General features: G+C 71.0%; 17 protein-coding genes and 1 riboswitch. Of the genes, 3 read left to right on the top strand and 14 right to left on the bottom strand.

All coding sequences use genetic code 11. The features are described from left to right. Positions 1 to 741: 741 nt before the first annotated feature. The 11 genes from AB0K34_RS11300 to AB0K34_RS11250 form a co-directional block, all read right to left on the bottom strand. Entirely contained in the window at positions 742 to 1098 is a 357-nt protein-coding gene (locus tag AB0K34_RS11300) for a hypothetical protein (protein ID WP_138638692.1), read from the bottom strand. A gap of 61 nt (positions 1099 to 1159) precedes the next feature. Further along, complete coding sequence (locus AB0K34_RS11295; RefSeq protein ID WP_138638693.1) at positions 1160 to 1747, bottom strand: phospholipid scramblase-related protein; 588 nt, start codon at positions 1745 to 1747, stop codon at positions 1160 to 1162. A gap of 343 nt (positions 1748 to 2090) precedes the next feature. Beyond that, the gene (locus AB0K34_RS11290) at positions 2091 to 2675 is read right to left on the bottom strand and encodes a phospholipid scramblase-related protein (RefSeq protein WP_364547596.1); all 585 of its coding nucleotides are present in this window, start codon (positions 2673 to 2675) and stop codon (positions 2091 to 2093) included. A 156-nt stretch (positions 2676 to 2831) separates the two neighbouring features. Then, positions 2832 to 4460, bottom strand: a complete 1629-nt coding sequence (gene groL / locus AB0K34_RS11285; protein ID WP_089330919.1) for a chaperonin GroEL — start codon at positions 4458 to 4460, stop codon at positions 2832 to 2834. A 404-nt stretch (positions 4461 to 4864) separates the two neighbouring features. Further along, entirely contained in the window at positions 4865 to 5104 is a 240-nt protein-coding gene (locus AB0K34_RS11280) for a hypothetical protein (RefSeq protein ID WP_364547593.1), read from the bottom strand. Positions 5105 to 5418: 314 nt separating this feature from the next. Continuing rightward, the gene (locus AB0K34_RS11275; protein WP_364547590.1) at positions 5419 to 5862 is read right to left on the bottom strand and encodes a hypothetical protein; all 444 of its coding nucleotides are present in this window, start codon (positions 5860 to 5862) and stop codon (positions 5419 to 5421) included. Positions 5863 to 5923: 61 nt separating this feature from the next. Further along, complete coding sequence (locus AB0K34_RS11270; RefSeq protein WP_364547587.1) at positions 5924 to 6274, bottom strand: hypothetical protein; 351 nt, start codon at positions 6272 to 6274, stop codon at positions 5924 to 5926. Positions 6275 to 6301: 27 nt separating this feature from the next. Then, positions 6302 to 6694, bottom strand: a complete 393-nt coding sequence (locus AB0K34_RS11265; protein ID WP_364547584.1) for a DUF5959 family protein — start codon at positions 6692 to 6694, stop codon at positions 6302 to 6304. 60 nt (positions 6695 to 6754) lie between these two features. After that, a complete protein-coding gene (locus AB0K34_RS11260; RefSeq protein ID WP_364547581.1) occupies positions 6755 to 7030 on the bottom strand; it encodes a MoaD/ThiS family protein in 276 nt (91 codons plus the stop codon). A 14-nt stretch (positions 7031 to 7044) separates the two neighbouring features. Beyond that, positions 7045 to 8289, bottom strand: coding sequence for a threonine synthase (thrC, locus tag AB0K34_RS11255; protein WP_138638699.1), 1245 nt, complete (start codon positions 8287 to 8289; stop codon positions 7045 to 7047). Positions 8290 to 8304: 15 nt separating this feature from the next. After that, a riboswitch (SAM riboswitch) is annotated at positions 8305 to 8445 on the bottom strand. A 114-nt stretch (positions 8446 to 8559) separates the two neighbouring features. Beyond that, positions 8560 to 9498 (bottom strand): cation diffusion facilitator family transporter, encoded by a 939-nt coding sequence (locus tag AB0K34_RS11250; RefSeq protein ID WP_138638700.1) that lies wholly within the window; start codon positions 9496 to 9498, stop codon positions 8560 to 8562. 131 nt (positions 9499 to 9629) lie between these two features. Here AB0K34_RS11250 and AB0K34_RS11245 point away from each other — a divergent pair, with 131 nt between their 5' ends. Beyond that, positions 9630 to 11120: a trehalose-6-phosphate synthase gene (locus tag AB0K34_RS11245; RefSeq protein ID WP_138638701.1), complete on the top strand. Its 1491-nt coding sequence runs from the start codon at positions 9630 to 9632 to the stop codon at positions 11118 to 11120. Between the two features lie 22 nt (positions 11121 to 11142). Here AB0K34_RS11245 and AB0K34_RS11240 read toward each other — a convergent pair whose 3' ends face one another. Continuing rightward, the gene (locus AB0K34_RS11240) at positions 11143 to 12165 is read right to left on the bottom strand and encodes a sulfotransferase (protein ID WP_138638702.1); all 1023 of its coding nucleotides are present in this window, start codon (positions 12163 to 12165) and stop codon (positions 11143 to 11145) included. Positions 12166 to 12280: 115 nt separating this feature from the next. Further along, a complete protein-coding gene (locus tag AB0K34_RS11235) occupies positions 12281 to 12832 on the bottom strand; it encodes a sigma-70 family RNA polymerase sigma factor (RefSeq protein ID WP_089330928.1) in 552 nt (183 codons plus the stop codon). Between AB0K34_RS11235 and AB0K34_RS11230 the strand changes: the two genes are divergently transcribed. Then, the gene (locus AB0K34_RS11230) at positions 12826 to 14919 is read left to right on the top strand and encodes a serine/threonine-protein kinase (RefSeq protein WP_364547576.1); all 2094 of its coding nucleotides are present in this window, start codon (positions 12826 to 12828) and stop codon (positions 14917 to 14919) included. The genes AB0K34_RS11235 and AB0K34_RS11230 overlap by 7 nt on opposite strands. Positions 14920 to 15080: 161 nt before the next feature. Beyond that, positions 15081 to 15698, top strand: coding sequence for a PadR family transcriptional regulator (locus AB0K34_RS11225; protein ID WP_364547574.1), 618 nt, complete (start codon positions 15081 to 15083; stop codon positions 15696 to 15698). 69 nt (positions 15699 to 15767) lie between these two features. Here AB0K34_RS11225 and AB0K34_RS11220 read toward each other — a convergent pair whose 3' ends face one another. Further along, positions 15768 to 16574 carry a hypothetical protein gene (locus tag AB0K34_RS11220; RefSeq protein WP_364547571.1) on the bottom strand — a complete coding sequence of 269 codons (807 nt, stop codon included), beginning with the start codon at positions 16572 to 16574 and terminating at the stop codon, positions 15768 to 15770. Positions 16575 to 16980: the final 406 nt, after the last annotated feature.

The following is a 16980-nucleotide window of genomic DNA, read 5'->3' as shown; positions in this document are numbered from 1 at the left end:
CTCCATTAAGGTCCAAACGACCACCAGCGGGGCGAACCGCCGGCAGCCAAACCTCGAAGAAAATCCCAGCAAAAGCACAACTCCAAAGGAGTTGCGCATTGCCTCAAAGAAATCCCCACCACCAGATCCGAAGATCGATGGCCACGGGGCGACCCGGACCTCCCGAAGGAGAACCGAGCCGATAAAGGCACTGGCTTTTAACACGCTGTTGAGTTCTCAAGAAACGGACACCCACCGTGCTGGATTCGCTTTCGCGTTTCCCGCCCCGGGGCGACTCGTCTTACTTTATCAGTTCCGGCCGGTCTGTCAATTTCGGCTTTCTCCGATAACGCCCATCCGATTCCGCTTTCGCGGCGCCTTCCGGGCGGTGGTGCTATTTCATCAGATCCGGCCCGATTGTCAAAACGGAGCCTTTTCCGACGCCACCACGGCACAGCGGACACAGCACAGCCGTGTCGACCGATTCGTTGGTGGTTTCCCCTCGGGCCGGCCGCCGACAGGCGTCCCGCACCCCGTGGGGCGAAGTGAACAGTATGCCCAGGAGGCAGGGACGTCAAACCGGCTCGCGCAGCCGGATCGCGTCCGCGTCGACCTGCCGACCCGCCGGCCCACGGCACCAACCCGCCCACATCACCCGTTCTACCTTGGACTTCGTCCCGATTCACTCCGCCTTGGGCGCCTCGGCCGCACATTCCGAGCAGCCAATGTTTCTTTTCGGCAACGCCGGAGGAACGGCGGAACTTACGGCTTGGCCAGGTAGCCGCCGACGAAGAGCACCGCCTCGGCGAACACCCAGAAGAGGGCCGCGACGGTCAGGAACGCGTCCAGCCGGTCGGGTCGGCGGCGGATACCGCGGGCGGTCCAGGCGACGGCGGCGACCGCCGCGGCCAGAAGGGCGACGGGGGACGACAGTCTCACCGCGTCGTCGAAGCCGGCACCGCATCCCGGATCGTGCCCGTCGTCCTCGCCGCAGAACGCGGCGTCGCCCCAGCCGCCGAGCGCGGAGAAGAACCAGAGGGCGGCCAGCAGGCAGTTCGCGATCGTCGGGATCGCCGGCGAGATGCGCCAGCTGTTCGACCGGTCCGGCGTGGCCTGCACGAACGGACGGTACCCCGCCCCGCGGACGCCGTGAAGGCCCATCCGCGGGGCGGGGTCCAGGTCAGGTGATCTCCTTGGCCTCGTGGAGGTTCATGTCCATGACGATCGCGGTCATGACCGCCATGGTCCGCAGCGGTTCCCGGACGGGGTCGGCGATCTCGACCGCGTACTTGTCCGCGGTCGTCAGCAGGTGCGTGGCGAGCCCGGCCCACTTCTTGCGCACATGCGCCACGTTGCCGCCGTCGACGTCCTTCACCTGGAAGTTGTTGCGCGGCACATCGACGTCCACGGCACCGATGAGCGTGCCGTCGTCGTCGTAGATGACGTAGCGGCGGCCGACCCGTTCGGTGACGAACGACCCGACCCGCTCCCCGTCCGGCCGGAGGATCTCGGTGTACTCGCGCCCGCTCTGCTTGTCCACGATCAGCAGCGGCTCACCGTCCGGAGTGGTCAGCGTGACGGCCCGCGCGTCGAGGTTCGACTTGCCCGGGAGCAGGCCCCGCATCTCTGAACGGCCCTCGTCATTCGTCTGCCCCGCGATGGCCAGGACGGTTCCGTCACCGTCCATCACCTTGTACCGCGACTTCGCGAACGGGCCCCGGCGAGGCTGTTCGATCCTGAGCACCGGGGAGCTGAACACTTCGCTCACGCGTTCTCCTGCCTCATCAGCCGCATGTGCGCGGACCGCGTCACTTCCCGACCTCCGCGCCCTCGTCATGCGACGGCGTCCAACCGGCGATCCTGCCAACGCCGGACGCGCAGGGGAAGCTCTTTCCCGGTCCGGCCCCGCCCACCTGCCGTGCCGGGCCCCGGCCAGCGGGTCGCTGACCTGCGGTAACGGGAGTCAAGGCATCCTTCGAGAAATACTTCTGTTCCGGTCAAGCGCGCTCTGAGCAGGCCGAGGGGACACCCTCCGGCCGGTGTGGTGATCGCCTGCTCGGCTCGGGCCCGTGCCCGCCCGCCAGGGATCCAGGTCACCGCCGATGGCCGGGCTATTCGATCGGCCAGTCCTTGGACTCGTAGAGCATCAGGTCGATCGCGAGCGGGGCGGCGACCACCAGGACCCGGAGCGGGTCGGCGAGCGGCCGGAAGATCTCCAGCGAGTACCGGTCGGCGGTCGTCAGCGCCTCCGTGGCGGCGCCCTTCCATTTCTTGTCGAGCTGCGCGACGTGGTTCCCGTGGACGTCCAGCACGGGGAACTTGCGGCCGAACCGGCTGCCGTCCAGGTGGCCGACGGGACGTTCCGCCGCGTCCAGCAGCGCGTAGTCGTAGCGCTCGCGGTTCTGCACCGACCCGATGTGGACGCCCTCGGCAGTGTTCACCCGGGTCCTTCTCTTGTTCTCCTTGTCCACGATGAGCAGCGGGACGCCCCGGGCGTCCTCGACATGGACGATTCGGCGGCCGTCGCTGCCGCCGAGGGCCGTCCTGACCGCCTGCCGGAGCAGCGACACATCGCGCTCCTCCGCCGCGGCGAGCAGCCTCCCGCGGCCGTCGGAGACCTTGTACCGGGAGCGGGCCGCCGGCGCGCCGCGCGGCTGGTCGATGCGCAGCACCGGGGAGTTGAACAGGTCGGTCATGCGCCCGAATGATGGCAGCACCACCGCGGCTCGCGGAACCGGTGACGCACCGCCTCCCGCCCTCGTCCGGCGTGATGGTCCGCCGGACGGCGGGCGCACAAAAGGGGCGGCCCGCGGGGCCGCCCCTCTCATGTCGCGTCGGTTACGCGTCGCCGATCAGAAGTCCATGCCGCCGGCGTCGGGCATGCCGCCCGCCGGGGCCGGGTTCTTCTCGGGCTTCTCGGCGATGACGGCCTCGGTGGTCAGGAACAGCGCGGCGATCGACGAGGCGTTCTGCAGCGCGGACCGGGTCACCTTGGCCGGGTCGAGGATGCCCGACTCGAACATGTTGACGTACTCGCCGGTGGCGGCGTTCAGGCCCTCACCCGGGGTGAGGTTGCGGACCCGCTCCACCACGACGCCGCCCTCGAGGCCGGCGTTCACGGCGATCTGCTTCAGCGGCTCCTCCAGAGCGCGCTTGACGATGTTGGCACCGGTGGCCTCGTCGCCCGCGAGCTCCAGCTTGTCGAACGCCTTGGTGCCGGCCTGCAGCAGCGCGACGCCACCGCCGGGGACGATGCCCTCCTCGACCGCGGCCTTGGCGTTGCGGACGGCGTCCTCGATGCGGTGCTTGCGCTCCTTGAGCTCGACCTCCGTCGCGGCGCCGGCCTTGATGACCGCGACACCGCCCGCGAGCTTGGCCAGGCGCTCCTGGAGCTTCTCGCGGTCGTAGTCGGAGTCGGTGTTGTCGATCTCGGTGCGGATCTGGTTGACCCGGCCCGCGATCTCGTTGGCGTCACCGGCGCCGTCCACGATGGTGGTCTCGTCCTTGGTGATGACGACCTTGCGGGCGCGGCCCAGCATGTCGGTCGTGGTGTTCTCGAGCTTGAGACCCACGTCCTCGCTGATGACCTGGCCGCCGGTCAGCGTGGCGATGTCGCCCAGCATGGCCTTGCGGCGGTCGCCGAAGCCCGGGGCCTTCACGGCCACGGACTTGAAGATCCCGCGGATCTTGTTGACGACCAGGGTGGCCAGGGCCTCGCCCTCGACGTCCTCCGCGATGATCAGCAGCGGCTTGCCGGACTGCATGACGCCCTCGAGGACGGGCAGCAGGTCCTTGTTGGCCGACGCCTTGCCCTGAACGATCAGGATGTACGGGTCCTCGAGGACCGCCTCCATCCGCTCGGGGTCGGTCACGAAGTAGTGCGAGATGTAGCCCTTGTCGAAGCGCATCCCCTCGGTGAGCTCGAGCTCCAGACCGAAGGTCTGGCTCTCCTCGACCGTGATGACGCCTTCCTTGCCGACCTTGTCCATCGCCTCGGCGATCATCTCGCCGATCTGCGGGTCGCCCGCGGAGATGGACGCCGTGGAGGCGATCTGCTCCTTGGTCTCCACATCCTTGGCCAGCTTGGACAGCTCCTCGCTGACCCGCTCGACCGCGGCCTCGATGCCCCGCTTCAGCGACATCGGGTTCGCGCCCGCCGCCACGTTCCGCAGACCCTCGCGCACCAGCGCCTGGGCCAGCACGGTCGCGGTGGTGGTGCCGTCACCCGCGACGTCGTCGGTCTTCTTGGCGACCTCCTTGACGAGCTCCGCGCCGATCTTCTCCCACGCGTCCTCGAGCTCGATCTCCTTGGCGATCGACACACCGTCGTTGGTGATCGTGGGGGCGCCCCACTTCTTCTCCAGCACGACGTTGCGACCCTTCGGACCAAGGGTCACCTTTACGGCATCGGCCAGCTGGTTCATGCCGCGCTCGAGACCGCGACGGGCCTCCTCGTCGAACGCGATCATCTTTGCAGCCATAGGCTCCAGTCCTCCCGGAACAAGGTGGCTTAGACGGATCGAGCCGACGCCCGCGACGGACGGCCCCCGCCGACGACTTCCATTCCGCCGCCGGACTGAGGCCTCATCGCCCCGACCCAGACTGTGAAGCTGTCACTCTCCACAGCAGAGTGCCAACCGTTTGTTTAGCACTCTACCCTGCCGAGTGCAAGCGCCACACATCCTCGCCGGGGGAAGGTTCACCTACCCGTCCAGACCCGTTCTCACCTGCGACGGAATCCCTTCCGGGAGTCTCGCGGGTGTGTCGCCGCGCTCCTCTGAACGTGCTCGTCCAGCGGCAACGACGTCCTGTTCCGCGTGTTCGGCAGCGGAGGTGGGAGGGGTCCAGGCCGCTACCGGACGCGCCGGCGGCCGCGCCGCGACGGTCAGGAGCGGCGCCGCGAGGAACTCGACCCTCGCTTGATGCGAGCGGCCCGCCGCTCGGACAGGTGGCGGAGGAGCAGGCGAAGCACCACCAACGCCGCTTCGCGTCGCTCAGGCGTCCTCGACCACACCGCCGGGACGATGACGACGGCGATGAGAGTGAAGAGGATCAGAGCGACAAGACACGCCCCGAACCCGGGGAGAAGCGCGATGTTTCCGAAATTATTCTGGGCCTCGCCCATGAAGACCTCCGGGCAGCAGAAAAGCAGCTCCGAAGGTCTCTCCCGCCGTGCGAACGCCACGGCCGAACGGCCCGGTCCGCCATGGACGGACGTGATGACGGGCTCGCCACTATGGGGATACTCCCCTTCCGAGGGGTAAGCCTAGCCCGTCCCCTCTGGCCGTGACCCGGGTGGCACGGAACAGTCACGGAACGGACAGCCTCGTGGGCCGAGAGAACGCGCCTGCGGCGACGCCTGCCCGGTCAATCTGGTCGCATTGAGAAGGGCCAGTAGATGGGTTTCTGGCGGCGCTTCAGAGCGAGCCGTGATCCGGATTAGAGGGCGATGGGACGGTAGGCGAGGATCTCGTCGGCGATCTGTTCGGGGTCGTCGAGGTCCGGTGTGTGGAGGACCAGGTCGCCCCAGTTGGGGTGGGTGACGCTGGCGTCCAGGACGCGTGAGTAGTAGTCGGTCTCCGGGTCGGCGGACTGGATCCTGCGGACGATCTCGGCGAGTTCGGCGCGGGTGATGTCGGCGACGCGCGGATATGCCGGGCGCGCCGCTTCGAGGGCGAACTCGTCGAGGGTGCGCCAGTCGAGGTAATCCGTGAAGTCGTGGGCGGCGTAGTTGTGCCCGGTGGCCCGGTTGAAATCCTCGATCGCCCCTGCGGCGGGTTCACCGCGGGACAGCAGGTCTCCGATGCGTTCGATCTCGCCGGCCAACTCCGCCAGCCGTTCGGCGGCGATGGTCGGAGGCAGCAACTCGGGACGCAATTCCATGCGCGCATCTTGGCACACGTCTGCCGGTTCTCAGCACGGGCCTTTCCTCAGGCCAGAGATGCTAGAGAGCGGTGCGAGTTCGGTCGGAGAAATCGTCCACTACCTGCGCTACCGCTTCGACCAGGGCCTTGCCCGTCGAGTCGCCGGTCACCGTCCAGACTTCGCGGTCCTCCTCCTCGACGTCCGTAACGCCGGGGACGGCGCTCAGTGCGTCGGCGATGCGGTGGCGCAGTTCGGATTCGAGGGGGTCAGTGCGGATGAATTCCATGACCCAGACGCTGACGTGCCACCACGGGCCCTCGCGAAGTTTGGAGGCCGATACGGCGCGCAGGTCCGGCTCGTCGGTCTTGCGCAGCCACTCTTCGGCTATCGCGGAGTCGAGTGGCTGAACCTGCTGGATGTCGTCGCTCACGCGGTGGAGGCTATCGGTGCGCGTCCGTCATTGGGGGAGCAGTGCGCGGACGGTCGCCAGGCGTTCGCGGTGGTCTGCCAGCCAGTCGTCGGCGACTTCGATCGTGAGTTCCACCGTCACCAGGAAAGAGTGCGAGTCGACTACGGCCACGTGGACGCGGTCGTAGTCATCGATTTCCAGGTGGATCTCGGTCGCGCGCTGGCCCTCACGCCACGCGGCGTCGCCTCCCTGTGCCAGGGTGTCGAGGACCTTCTCCCAGGCGGTGAGGTCTTCGGCGTCCAGCCAGGTCTTGATGCCGCCGCTGACGAAATAGCTGCCGACCTCGATCTCTCCGGTGAGGCCGTGGCTCTCCTGGCCCGTCACCCGCAGCACGACGCTGTTCCCGAGGTCGTCGGCGAGGTTGATCAGTTCCGCTGGCACCGCGCCATCGTAGACCCGCGCCCGGCCCCGTGCGGACGGGACCGGGCGGCGGGCGGGGCGTCAGCCGCCGGCGACGGCGGGGATGATCGAGATCTGCGCGCCGTCGGAGGTGGCGGTGTCGAGGCCGTCGGCGAAGCGGACGTCCTCGTCGCCGACGTAGACGTTGACGAAGCGGCGGATCTTGCCGGCGTCGTCCAGGATGCGGGCGGAGATGCCGGCGTAGCTCGCCTCCAGGTCGGCGACGACGGCGCGCAGGGTCGCGCCCTCCGCCTTCACCTCGGACTCGCCGCCGGTGTAGGTCCGCAGGATCGTCGGGATGCGCACGGAAACGCTCATGGGTGCTCCTTTTCTCAGGCGAGGCCGGCGGCGCGGAACGCCTCCAGGGACGGGGCGATGTTCGCGGACGGTGCGACGACCGGGGCGACGGCGTCCAGGGTCTTCAGCCCGTCCCCGGAGTTGATGATCACGGTTTCGGCGGCGGGGTCGAGGGTGCCCGCGTCGATCAGCTTGCGGAGGGTGGCGACGGTGACGCCGCCGGCGGTCTCGCCGAAGATGCCCTCGGTGCGGGCGAGGAGGCGGATGCCCTCGACGACCTCGGCGTCGGTGACGTCCTCGACGGCGCCGCCCGTGCGGCGGGCGACGTCCAGGACGTAGGGGCCGTCGGCGGGGTTGCCGATGGCGAGGGACTTGGCGATCGTGTCCGGCTTCACCGGGCGGACGACGTCGTGCCCGGCCTTGAACGCGGCGGCGACCGGGTCGCAGCCGGCGGCCTGGGCGCCGAACACGCGGTACGGGCGGTCCTCGACCAGGCCGAGCTTGATCAGCTCCTGGAACGCCTTGTCGATCTTGGTGAGCTGGGAGCCGGACGCGACCGGGACGACGATCTGGTCCGGGAGCCGCCAGCCGAGCTGCTCGGCGATCTCGTAGCCGAGCGTCTTGGAGCCCTCGGCGTAGTAGGGCCGGACGTTGACGTTGACGAACGCCCAGTCGTCCTGCTCCCCGGCGATCTCCGAGGCGAGCCGGTTGACGTCGTCGTAGTTGCCGTCGACCGTCACGAACGTCCCGCCGTACACGGCCGTCGTGATGATCTTCTGGGCTTCGAGGTTGGACGGGACGAACACGGCGCTGCGGATCCCGGCGCGGGCCGCGGCGGCGGCGACCGCGTTGGCGAGGTTGCCGGTGGACGGGCAGGCCAGCACCTTGAAGCCGAGTTCGCGGGCGGCGGCGAGCGCGACGGCGACGACGCGGTCCTTGAACGAGTGGGTCGGGTTGCCGCTGTCGTCCTTCACCCACAGGCTCTGCAGGCCGAGGCTCTCGGCGAGGTTGTCGGCGCGGACGAGCCGGGTCAGGCCGGGCTCGGTGTTGGGGGTGTCGGCGACGTTCGCCGGGACGGGCAGCAGCCCGCGGTACCGCCAGATGTTGCGGGGCCCGGACGCGATGGACTCCCGGGTGACGCCCTGGAAGTCGTAGGCGATCTCCAGGGGGCCGAAACACTCTTCACAGGCGTAGAAGGGGCCGAGATCGCGGGTGGTGCCGCATTCGCGGCAGACGAGCGCGGTCGCGGGTCCGAGGTCTGTGGCAGGCGTGAGTGCCATGAAGCGAGGCCTTTCTCCCCATCTTCCCTGCGCCACCTTGGTCGCAGGCCGGAGTTGGCACCATCTCCCGGCCGGCCTCGCAGGATCGCGACGCGCCACAGCCGGGTGGTTGCCGGGGCTTCGCAGGGCCGGTCCCTCCACCCCTCTGGATGAGCGGTATTCAGTTGTCGTCACGAGTGCTTTGAACTCGTATGCGTGACTTTACATGAACTGACCGGATGCCAGACAGCCGGGTCCACCGGTTGAGACGGTACCCGGATGAGGTCTTGATCACGCCGCCGACCCCTCGCGCGCGGGGCGCTGGGTCGGGTCGAGGAACACGTGCCGGATGATCGGGATCCGCTCGCGGAGCCGCCGGTCGATCTCGCCGGCGACGTCCTCGGCCTGGTCGGCGCTGATCGCGTCGGAGAAGTTGACCTTGGCGGCGACGAGCAGCTGCTCGGGGCCGAAGTGCATGGTGAGCAGCTCGTCCACGCCGGTCACGCCGGGCGCGCGGAGGATCTCCGCGCGGATCACGCGCTGGTCGGCGGGGTCGGCGGCCCGCCCGATGAGCAGGACCGAGCTCTCCCGGCCGATCAGCAGCGCGAGCCCGGCGAGCAGCACGCCGATGAGGACGGAGGCGAGCCCGTCCCAGAAGTCCGACCCGGTCAGCTGGCGCAGCACCAGCCCGCCGGCGGCGAGCGCGAGGCCGACCATCGCGGCGCTGTCCTCGAACAGCGCGGTCTTGAACGTCAGGTCGGGCGACCGGCGGACGTGCTCGACGAGGTCGCGGCCGTTCTCGCGGGTCTCCTTGCGGGCCTGGTAGAAGGCGCGTATCCAGGATGTGCCCTCCAGCACGGCGGCGAGGGCGAGGACGGCGTAGGCGAGCCAGACCGCGGTGCCGGGGCCGCCGTGACCGGTCATGGTCAGGACGCCCTCGAAGATCGAGAACCCGGCGCCGGCGATGAAGATCCCGAACGCGGCGAGCAGCGACCAGACGTACCGCTCGTTGCCGTAGCCGAAGGGGTGCCGCCGGTCGGGGGGACGTTCGCTGCGCCGCAGCGAGGCGAGGAGGAAGGACTGGTTGAGGGTGTCCGCCACGGAGTGGGCGCTCTCGGCGAGCATCGCGCTGGATCCGGCCAGCAGGCCGGCGACCAGCTTGACGATCGCGAGGACGAGGTTGGCCGCTCCGGCGACGAGCACGGTCTTCGTCGTCTCGGACCTGCTCATCCGGATCGGTTACCCCGCGCGCCGCCCGCTAATCGCGCCGGATCCGGCCGCCGCGGGGGCTTGCGGCGCCCGTGGTGCAAACCACGCGGGTCACTGTGGAGCGCCTGCGTCCCAACTGAGACCCTGCCGGTATGAGCCAAGTGCTGGTGGCGTCCAACCGAGGCCCTGTGTCGTTCTCGCTCTCGGAGGACGGGGAGCTGGCCATGCGGCGCGGTGGTGGCGGGCTGGTGTCGGGCTTGGCCGCCGTCACGGGCGCCCCGCGCGACCCTGGGCCGCCACGTCCCGCGCAGCAGGCGGAGGCGCCTTCTTCAGCGGCGGACGTGCTGTGGGTGTGCGCGAGCCTCGGTGAGGGCGATCGGACGGCTGCTCGCCGTTCACCGGACGGCCGCATAGACCTGGCGGGTTACGACACCGGTGGCGCGGCCGTACGGATGCTCGACATCCCCGAGGCGACCTTCGATCGTGCGTACAACGGCGTGGCCAACTCGACGCTGTGGTTCGTCCACCACCTGCTGTACGACACTCCGCGCAGCCCTCATTTCGACGCGCGCGCACGGCGTGACTGGCAGTCCTATGAGGCGTACAACGCGGCTTTCGCGGACGCCTTGGCGCGGGACGCCTCCCATGGCGCGAAGGCGGCGATCCAGGACTACCACCTGTCGCTCGCTCCGCGGATGCTGCGGGACCGTCGGCCCGACTTGAGGATCGTCCACTTCTCCCACACGCCTTGGGCGCCGCCGGAGTACTTCAGGCTGCTGCCGGACGACATCGGGGCGCAGGTCCTGATGGGCATACTCGGTGCCGACCACGCGGGGTTCCTCACTGAGCGGTGGGCCTCGGCGTTCCTCGACTGCTGCGAACTGCTTCCGGGTGCGCGCGTCGACCGGTCGGCCTGGACCGTCACCTGCGCGGGGCACACCACGCACGTAGGCGTCCATGGCCTCGGTGTGGACGAGGCGGCGCTGCGCAAGCGCGCGTCCCAGCAGGACGTAGTGGAGCGGGCGCGCGCGCTGAAGGAACAAGTGGGCGACCGCCAGCTCATCGTGCGGATCGACCGGACCGAACTGTCGAAGAACATCGTGCGCGGCCTCGCCGCCTACCGCGAGATGCTCGTCAACCATCCCGAGTGGCGCGGGCGCGTGGTGCATCTGGCGTTCGCCTATCCGTCGCGCTACGACCTGCCCGAGTACCGCGAGTACACCGCGGCCGTCCAGCGGATGGCCGCGCAGATCACCGAGGAGTTCGGCACGGCCGAGTGGGATCCGCTGATCCTCCAGGTGAACGACGACTATCCGCGGTCGCTCGCCGCCTACGGCCTGGCGGACGTCCTGCTGGTCAACCCCATCCGGGACGGCATGAACCTGGTGGCGAAGGAAGGGCCCGTCCTGTCGGAGCAGGGCTGCGCGCTCGTGCTGTCACGGGAGGCGGGGGCCGCGTCCGAATTGTCAGAGGACGCCCTGATGGTCAACCCGTACGACGTGTCGCAGACGGCGGAGACCCTGCACCAGGCGCTGCTGATGCCGCGCGGGCTGCGGTCCGAGCGCTGCGCCCGCCTCGCCGCCGCCGCGGCGGCCCTCCCGCCGCAGCGCTGGTTCGCCGACCAGCTCGCCGCCCTGGACTGACCGGCGGCGCGGTGCGGGCGCTTCAGCCGGCGCTGGTGGACGTCTCGGTCGGCAGCCTGCACTCGACCGGGTTCGGCTCGTGGCGCTGCTTCCAGCGCTCGCGCAGCGCGTCCTTGCTCTGCGCCATCCGGCGGTGGGCGCTGACCCGGGTGAAATGGGCGAGCTGCGACGCGGGCGGCTTCGGCAGGCCGCTCGGCTCGTAGCCGTACTCGGCGAGCCGCTCCCCGAACGCGGCCTCCGCCAGGCTGATCTCCCAGGGGTCGAGCCGCTCCGCCCACGACCCGATGCGTCCCGTGTTGACGGCGTCGTGCGTCCGGCCGTGCCACCGCTTGCGGGACGGGACGGTCCGCCGCGCGAGCCCCTCCGGATGCGTCATCACCGGGTCGAAGTCCTCGCCGAGGAACCCGCAGAGCCGCGCCAGCTCGTCGGCGGGGTCGGCGACGAGCCGCTCGTACTGCAGCTCGTAGTAGGTGTCGGGGCCGAGGCGGTGCGCGAGCCGGCGGCCCTGGTCGATCGTCTCCCGCCAGAGCGAGATGGCGTGGTGGACGTCGCCGTCGTACCAGGGCATCTCCAGCAGCGAGGCGACGCAGTCCCGGCCGTCCCGGACGAGGTGGACGAACTGCGCGTCCGGGAACATCCGCAGCAGCGTGCTCGCGTACCGGGCGTAGCTCGGCCGCTTGTCGCCCCAGCGCGGCTTGCCGTGCAGCCGCGCGTAGGCGCGGAAGACGGTGCCGAGCGCGGAGCCGAGCGTGGGCGGCCCGGCGACGATCTCCTCGATGACCGCGTCGGCGTCCAGGCCGAGGGCGTGCACCTTGGTCGACCGGTCGCCCATGATCCACTCCGCGAGGGCGCGCCTGTTCCTGCTCTCCGCGAGGTCACCGAAGTCGCACCGCCCCGTATAGGCGGGGAGCACGAACTTCGTCTCCCCCGGGATCGCGATGCGCGGGTGCGAGTGGAGCATCAGCCGCAGCAGCGTCGTCCCCGAGCGGGCGCAGCCGAGGACGAAGATCGGGCGGTCGTGACGGGAGGCCGGTCCTGATGGCATGCACCGATGCTGGTGGACGCGCGCATGCCGCGGCCTGCGTTCTTGACGCACCGTGACCGGTCGATGACCGACCCTTGACGGCCGGCCCGGCGCCGCCGGGCCGCACCGCCGACCGTCAGGTGTAGGACTCGCCCAGCGTCTGCCTGACCTGCTTGCGCGCCTCGTGGATGCGGGACTTGACCGTGCCGAGCGGCAGCTTGAGCTGCTCGGCGATCTCCGCGTACTCCAGCTGGGACACGTCCCGCAGGACGAGGGCCTGGATGAGGTCGGGCTTGCGGGCCTCCAGGTCCTCCATGGCGTCGAGGATGTCGACCCGGGACCCGGCGATGACGCTGGTGCGGCGCGGGTCGGGGCGCTGCTGGGGCAGCTCGCCCGCCTGCTCGACCGAGCGCCGCTTCAGCGACCGGTAGGTGGAGCGGGCGGAGTTGGCGACGACCACGTGCAGCCAGGTGCTGAACCGCGACCGGCCCTCGAACCGGTGGATGTTGCGCGCGACCTGGAGCAGTGCGTCCTGGCATGCCTCCTCGGCGTCCTGCCGGCACGGCAGGAACCGCGAACTGTGCCGCAGCACGTCCGGCTCGATCTTGCGGAGGAGCTCGTTGAGCGCGCCCTGGTCGCCCTGGGCGGCCCTCACCGCCAGCTCCTCGGTCCTCTCGTCGAATGCCATGCCGCCTCATTGCTCGTTCGCGGGGTCACCCCGTTTGCTGGGATGATACGGGAGTGTCTTTCCCACCAGCTGTAGGCCGTTACCGAATCGATCGCGTCCTGGGTTCGGGGGCGTTCGCCTCGGTGTGGCTGGGGCACGACGACGCCCTGGAGTCACAGGTCGCCATCAAGGTCCTGAACAGCAATCTGATCGACGATCTGGACGTGCGCAACCGGTTCCTGGAGGAGGCCCGGATCCTGCGCCGCGCCGACTCCGAGCGGCTCGTCCGCGTCCACGACATCGGGGAGCTGCCGGACGGCCGCCCCTACTTCGTCATGTCGTACGCCGACCGGGGGACGCTCGGCGACCGGATGCGCGAGCGGCCACTTCCGGTCAGCGAGGTGGTCGCGCTGGCCGAGCAGATCGCCTACGGCGTCGAGGTGATCAACACGCTCGGGGTGATCCACCGGGACCTCAAGCCGTCCAACGTGCTGTTCCAGTCGACGCCGGACGGCGGCGAGAAGCTGCTCATCGCCGACCTCGGCCTGGCCAAGGCCCTCGCGCACGCGTCGGGGGCGTTCACGCTGCCGGTCGGCACCCCCGGCTACATGTCGCCGGAGCAGGCGCGGTTCGGCGGCGGGCTGGACGTCCGCGCCGACGTGTACGGGCTCGGCGCGCTGACCTATCACATGATCACCGGGCGGGCCCCCGGCCCGGCCCCGGTCAAGTCGCCGCCGAGCGAGCTGCGCGAGGGGCTGCCGCCGGCGTTCGACCAGGTCATCATGCGGGCGCTGGAGGTGGAGCGGGAGAAGCGGTGGCCGACCGCGGAGGCGTTCGCGGAGGCTCTGTCCACGCTGCGTCCGACGACGGCACCTCCGGCGCAACCCGCGCAAGCCGGGCCGCCGGCGCAGCCCGCGCCCGTGCCCGCGCCGCAGGGCCCGCGGATCGACGCGGACGCGACCGTGCAGGACTTCTACCGGGACGGTTCCAAGGCACGTCCCCCGGCGCCCGCCGCCGGCGCGGGGCCGGCGGGCCCGGCCGACATGCAGACCCGGCTCGACCAGCCCATGGAGGACGACGTCCGCACGTCCGAGATGCGCCTTCCGCCGCGCCCTCAGGCCGGTGCGGAGGCGACGATCGTGGACGAGCCGGGCGGACGCGCCGTCCCGTTCGGGCAGCCCGAGGGGCCCACGTCCCCGGACAACGACAATGACCGCACGGTCGCCTACCAGCAGCCGCCGCCGGCGCAAGGCGGCGACAACAAGACGGCGGTCTTCCCGACGCAGCCGCCTCCACAGGGCGGCGGCGCCCCCGGCCAGCCGATGGGCCCGCCTCCGCCCGGCCCCTATGGCGGCCCGCCGCCGCCCACGGGCTTCCAGGCGCCCCCGGTCCAGGGGCAGGGCCAGGGCCAGGGGCCCGGCGGCAAGCAGGGCGGCGGGCTGATGAGCCGGCTCGGCGGCGGCGGCGCCGGCGGGCCCGGCGGCGGCGCGCCCAAGAAGTTCGTCACGCCGCTGATCATCACCGTGGTCGTGCTGGCGGTCGCGCTCGTCGGCGGTCTGACGCTCGGCCTGCTGTTCTCCGGCGGGGACGGCGGGGGCGACAAGGACAAGAAGAAGACGCCCGCCGTTCCGAAGGACTTCGTCGCCGTCTCCGACGCCGCGGGCAAGATCAAGACCGCGGTGCCGAAGGCGTGGCCGAAGGGCCAGGAGCAGACGTGGTCGCCGTCCACCGTCCAGCTGAACGACCCGCAGGCCCGGCCGGTGCTGCGCGCGACCCCGGACAAGGCGGCGTTCCTCGGCAACGGCAAGGGCCCCGGCGTCTTCATCGGCGTCACCACGGACCTGCGCCCCGGCCAGCTGCCGCCGCCGAGCGCGGCCGCCCATCCGCAGTGCACGAAGGCCGCGCCGGAGAACTACACGACGCCGGACGGCGCCCTCAGCGGGACGATCACCCGCTTCACCGCCTGCAAGGTCGGCACGCCGTCGGTCACGGAGATCGGCCTCAAGGACAAGGCCGGCAAGTTCGGCCTGTGGATCAGGGTCAAGGAGACCGACGACCGCGAGGCGACCAAGGACATCCTGGACCACCTGAAGGTCACCGGCCCCTGACCCGGCGCGCCGCCGACCGCCTCTCCACCTCTCGAAACGCGCCCCGCGAGGACCACCTCGCGGGGCGCGTTTCGCATGCGCCGGCACCCGAGGCTTGCGTGCGACATGTTTCCGATATATCGTTAATGCATCGCAACCGATCACTAGTAAAGGAGACCGCGATGCACGAGCACACGATGCGAAGGCGCGACGGCTTCTGGGGACCCCAGGAGCGCGGGCGCCGCGGCGGGCCGTTCGGCCCGTGGGGCGGCCCGGGCTTCGGTCCCGGCGGACCCGGGTTCGGCCCCGGCGGTCCGGGCCCCGGCCATCACGGCCGCGGTGGGCGCGGCCGGCGGACCCGGCGCGGCAACGTCCGGGCGGCCCTGCTCGCCCTGCTCGCCGAGCGCCCCATGCACGGCTACGAGATGATCCAGGAGCTGGACGGCCGCACCGGCGGCGTCTGGCGGCCGAGCCCCGGCTCGGTCTACCCGACCCTCCAGATGCTGGAGGACGAGGGCCTGGTCAGCAGCGAGGAGCAGGGCGGCAAGCGACTGTTCTCCCTCACCGACATCGGCCGCGAGGAGGTGTCGGCGCAGACCACCGCCCCCTGGGACGAGGTCACCGAGGCCGCCGGCGAGAACGTCCTGCGCGGACGCGAAGCCGTCGGCCAGCTGATGGGTGCCCTCCACCAGGTGATGGCGGTCGGCAGCGAGGCGCAGAAGGCGCGCGCGCTGGACGTCGTCAACGACGCCCGCCGCCGCCTCTACGGGATCCTCGCCGACGACCCCGAAGCCGAGTGAACCCGGCGGCGGGTCACCCCGCACAACAGGAACCGCCGCGGCCCATACCGGGCCGCGGCGGTTCCGTGTTCAGTCTCCGCGCGGGAAGGGCGCCCGCTTGGCGAGCTGGTCCGCCATGTAGAGCTGCTTCCACACGTACAGGCCCATGTCGGAGCGCTTGATGCCGCGCTCGACGGGGACGTCCACCGTGGCGCGCACCAGGAACGCCGAGCCCGGCGCCATGTACTTGTCGCCGCCGTCCCCCGACACCAGCGCGGCGCCCGCGAGATGCCGGACGACCTGGCTCTTGGTCGGCGGCGTGCACATGTCCTCGGGGACGCCCGCCTGCGGCATGCACCGGCCGCGCGCGTCCGCCGTGACGAGGTTCCGCCTGACGAACACGTCGCCGGGGAAGTCGAGCAGGACCTGCTTCTGCGTCGGGTTGCTGAGGATGTACTCGATGTAGGCGAACGACGTCCCCGACGGCGGTGAGGACTGCGACGCCGTCTCCACGCCGCCGCTGACCCCGTCCGTCACGGCCGCGATCTTGTACTGGGACCCGTCGGCGGTGCCGACCGTGATCGGCTTCCCGGCGTCGGGCAGCTCGCCGGTGCCGGCCGGGGGCTGCTCCCCGGCGGCCGGGGCCGCGCCCGTCCCGCCGCCGTCGCCCGATCCGGGGGTGAGGATGAGGCCGGCCGTGACCAGCCCGGCCAGCACGAGCACGCCCGCCGCGACGAGCCCGCTGCGGCGCCCCGCCCGGCGGCGCGCCCGCCGCTCGCGCTCCCGCTCCCGCGACCCGAGCCGGACCTGCACGCCGCTCGTCTCGCGCACCCCCATCGGCCCGGTCGTGGACGACCGCTCCGCACGCCGCGAGTAGGGCTCCTGCGCCTCGGGCACCCCGGCCCACTCCGCGTCCCCAGTCCCCTGAACACCTGGCGCACCACCACCAGGCTGCGCACCTCCAACGGGCTGCGCGGTGGGGTTGAGGTCTGCAGGGCGACCGGGCTCCGCGACGGGGCCAGGTTGCGCCGGGCCCGCGGGCTGGGCGGGGCTGGTGGGGTAGGCGGACGATGTGGGCATGTTGAGGGTTTGCGGGAGTCCGCCCGGCTGAGGCAGGACGGGCTCCGGTGGCGCGGCGGGCGGGGGCGTCCCCCAGACGCGCGGGGGCGCCTCGGCGGCGGGCGGCGTCTGGACGATGGGACGGTTCGGCGCGCCCGGTGGGATCGGGGCACCCGGCGGCCGCACGGGCGTGCCCTCCCGTGGCGTGGCCCTGGGGAGGCCGTGGGCGGGCGTGTGCCCGGCT

The sequence above is a fragment of the Actinomadura sp. NPDC049382 genome, assembly GCF_040677125.1.
GTDB lineage: Bacteria > Actinomycetota > Actinomycetes > Streptosporangiales > Streptosporangiaceae > Spirillospora > Spirillospora geliboluensis.
Note: the sequence above shows the minus strand (reverse complement) of the source record. Positions and strands in the feature narration are given on the sequence as shown.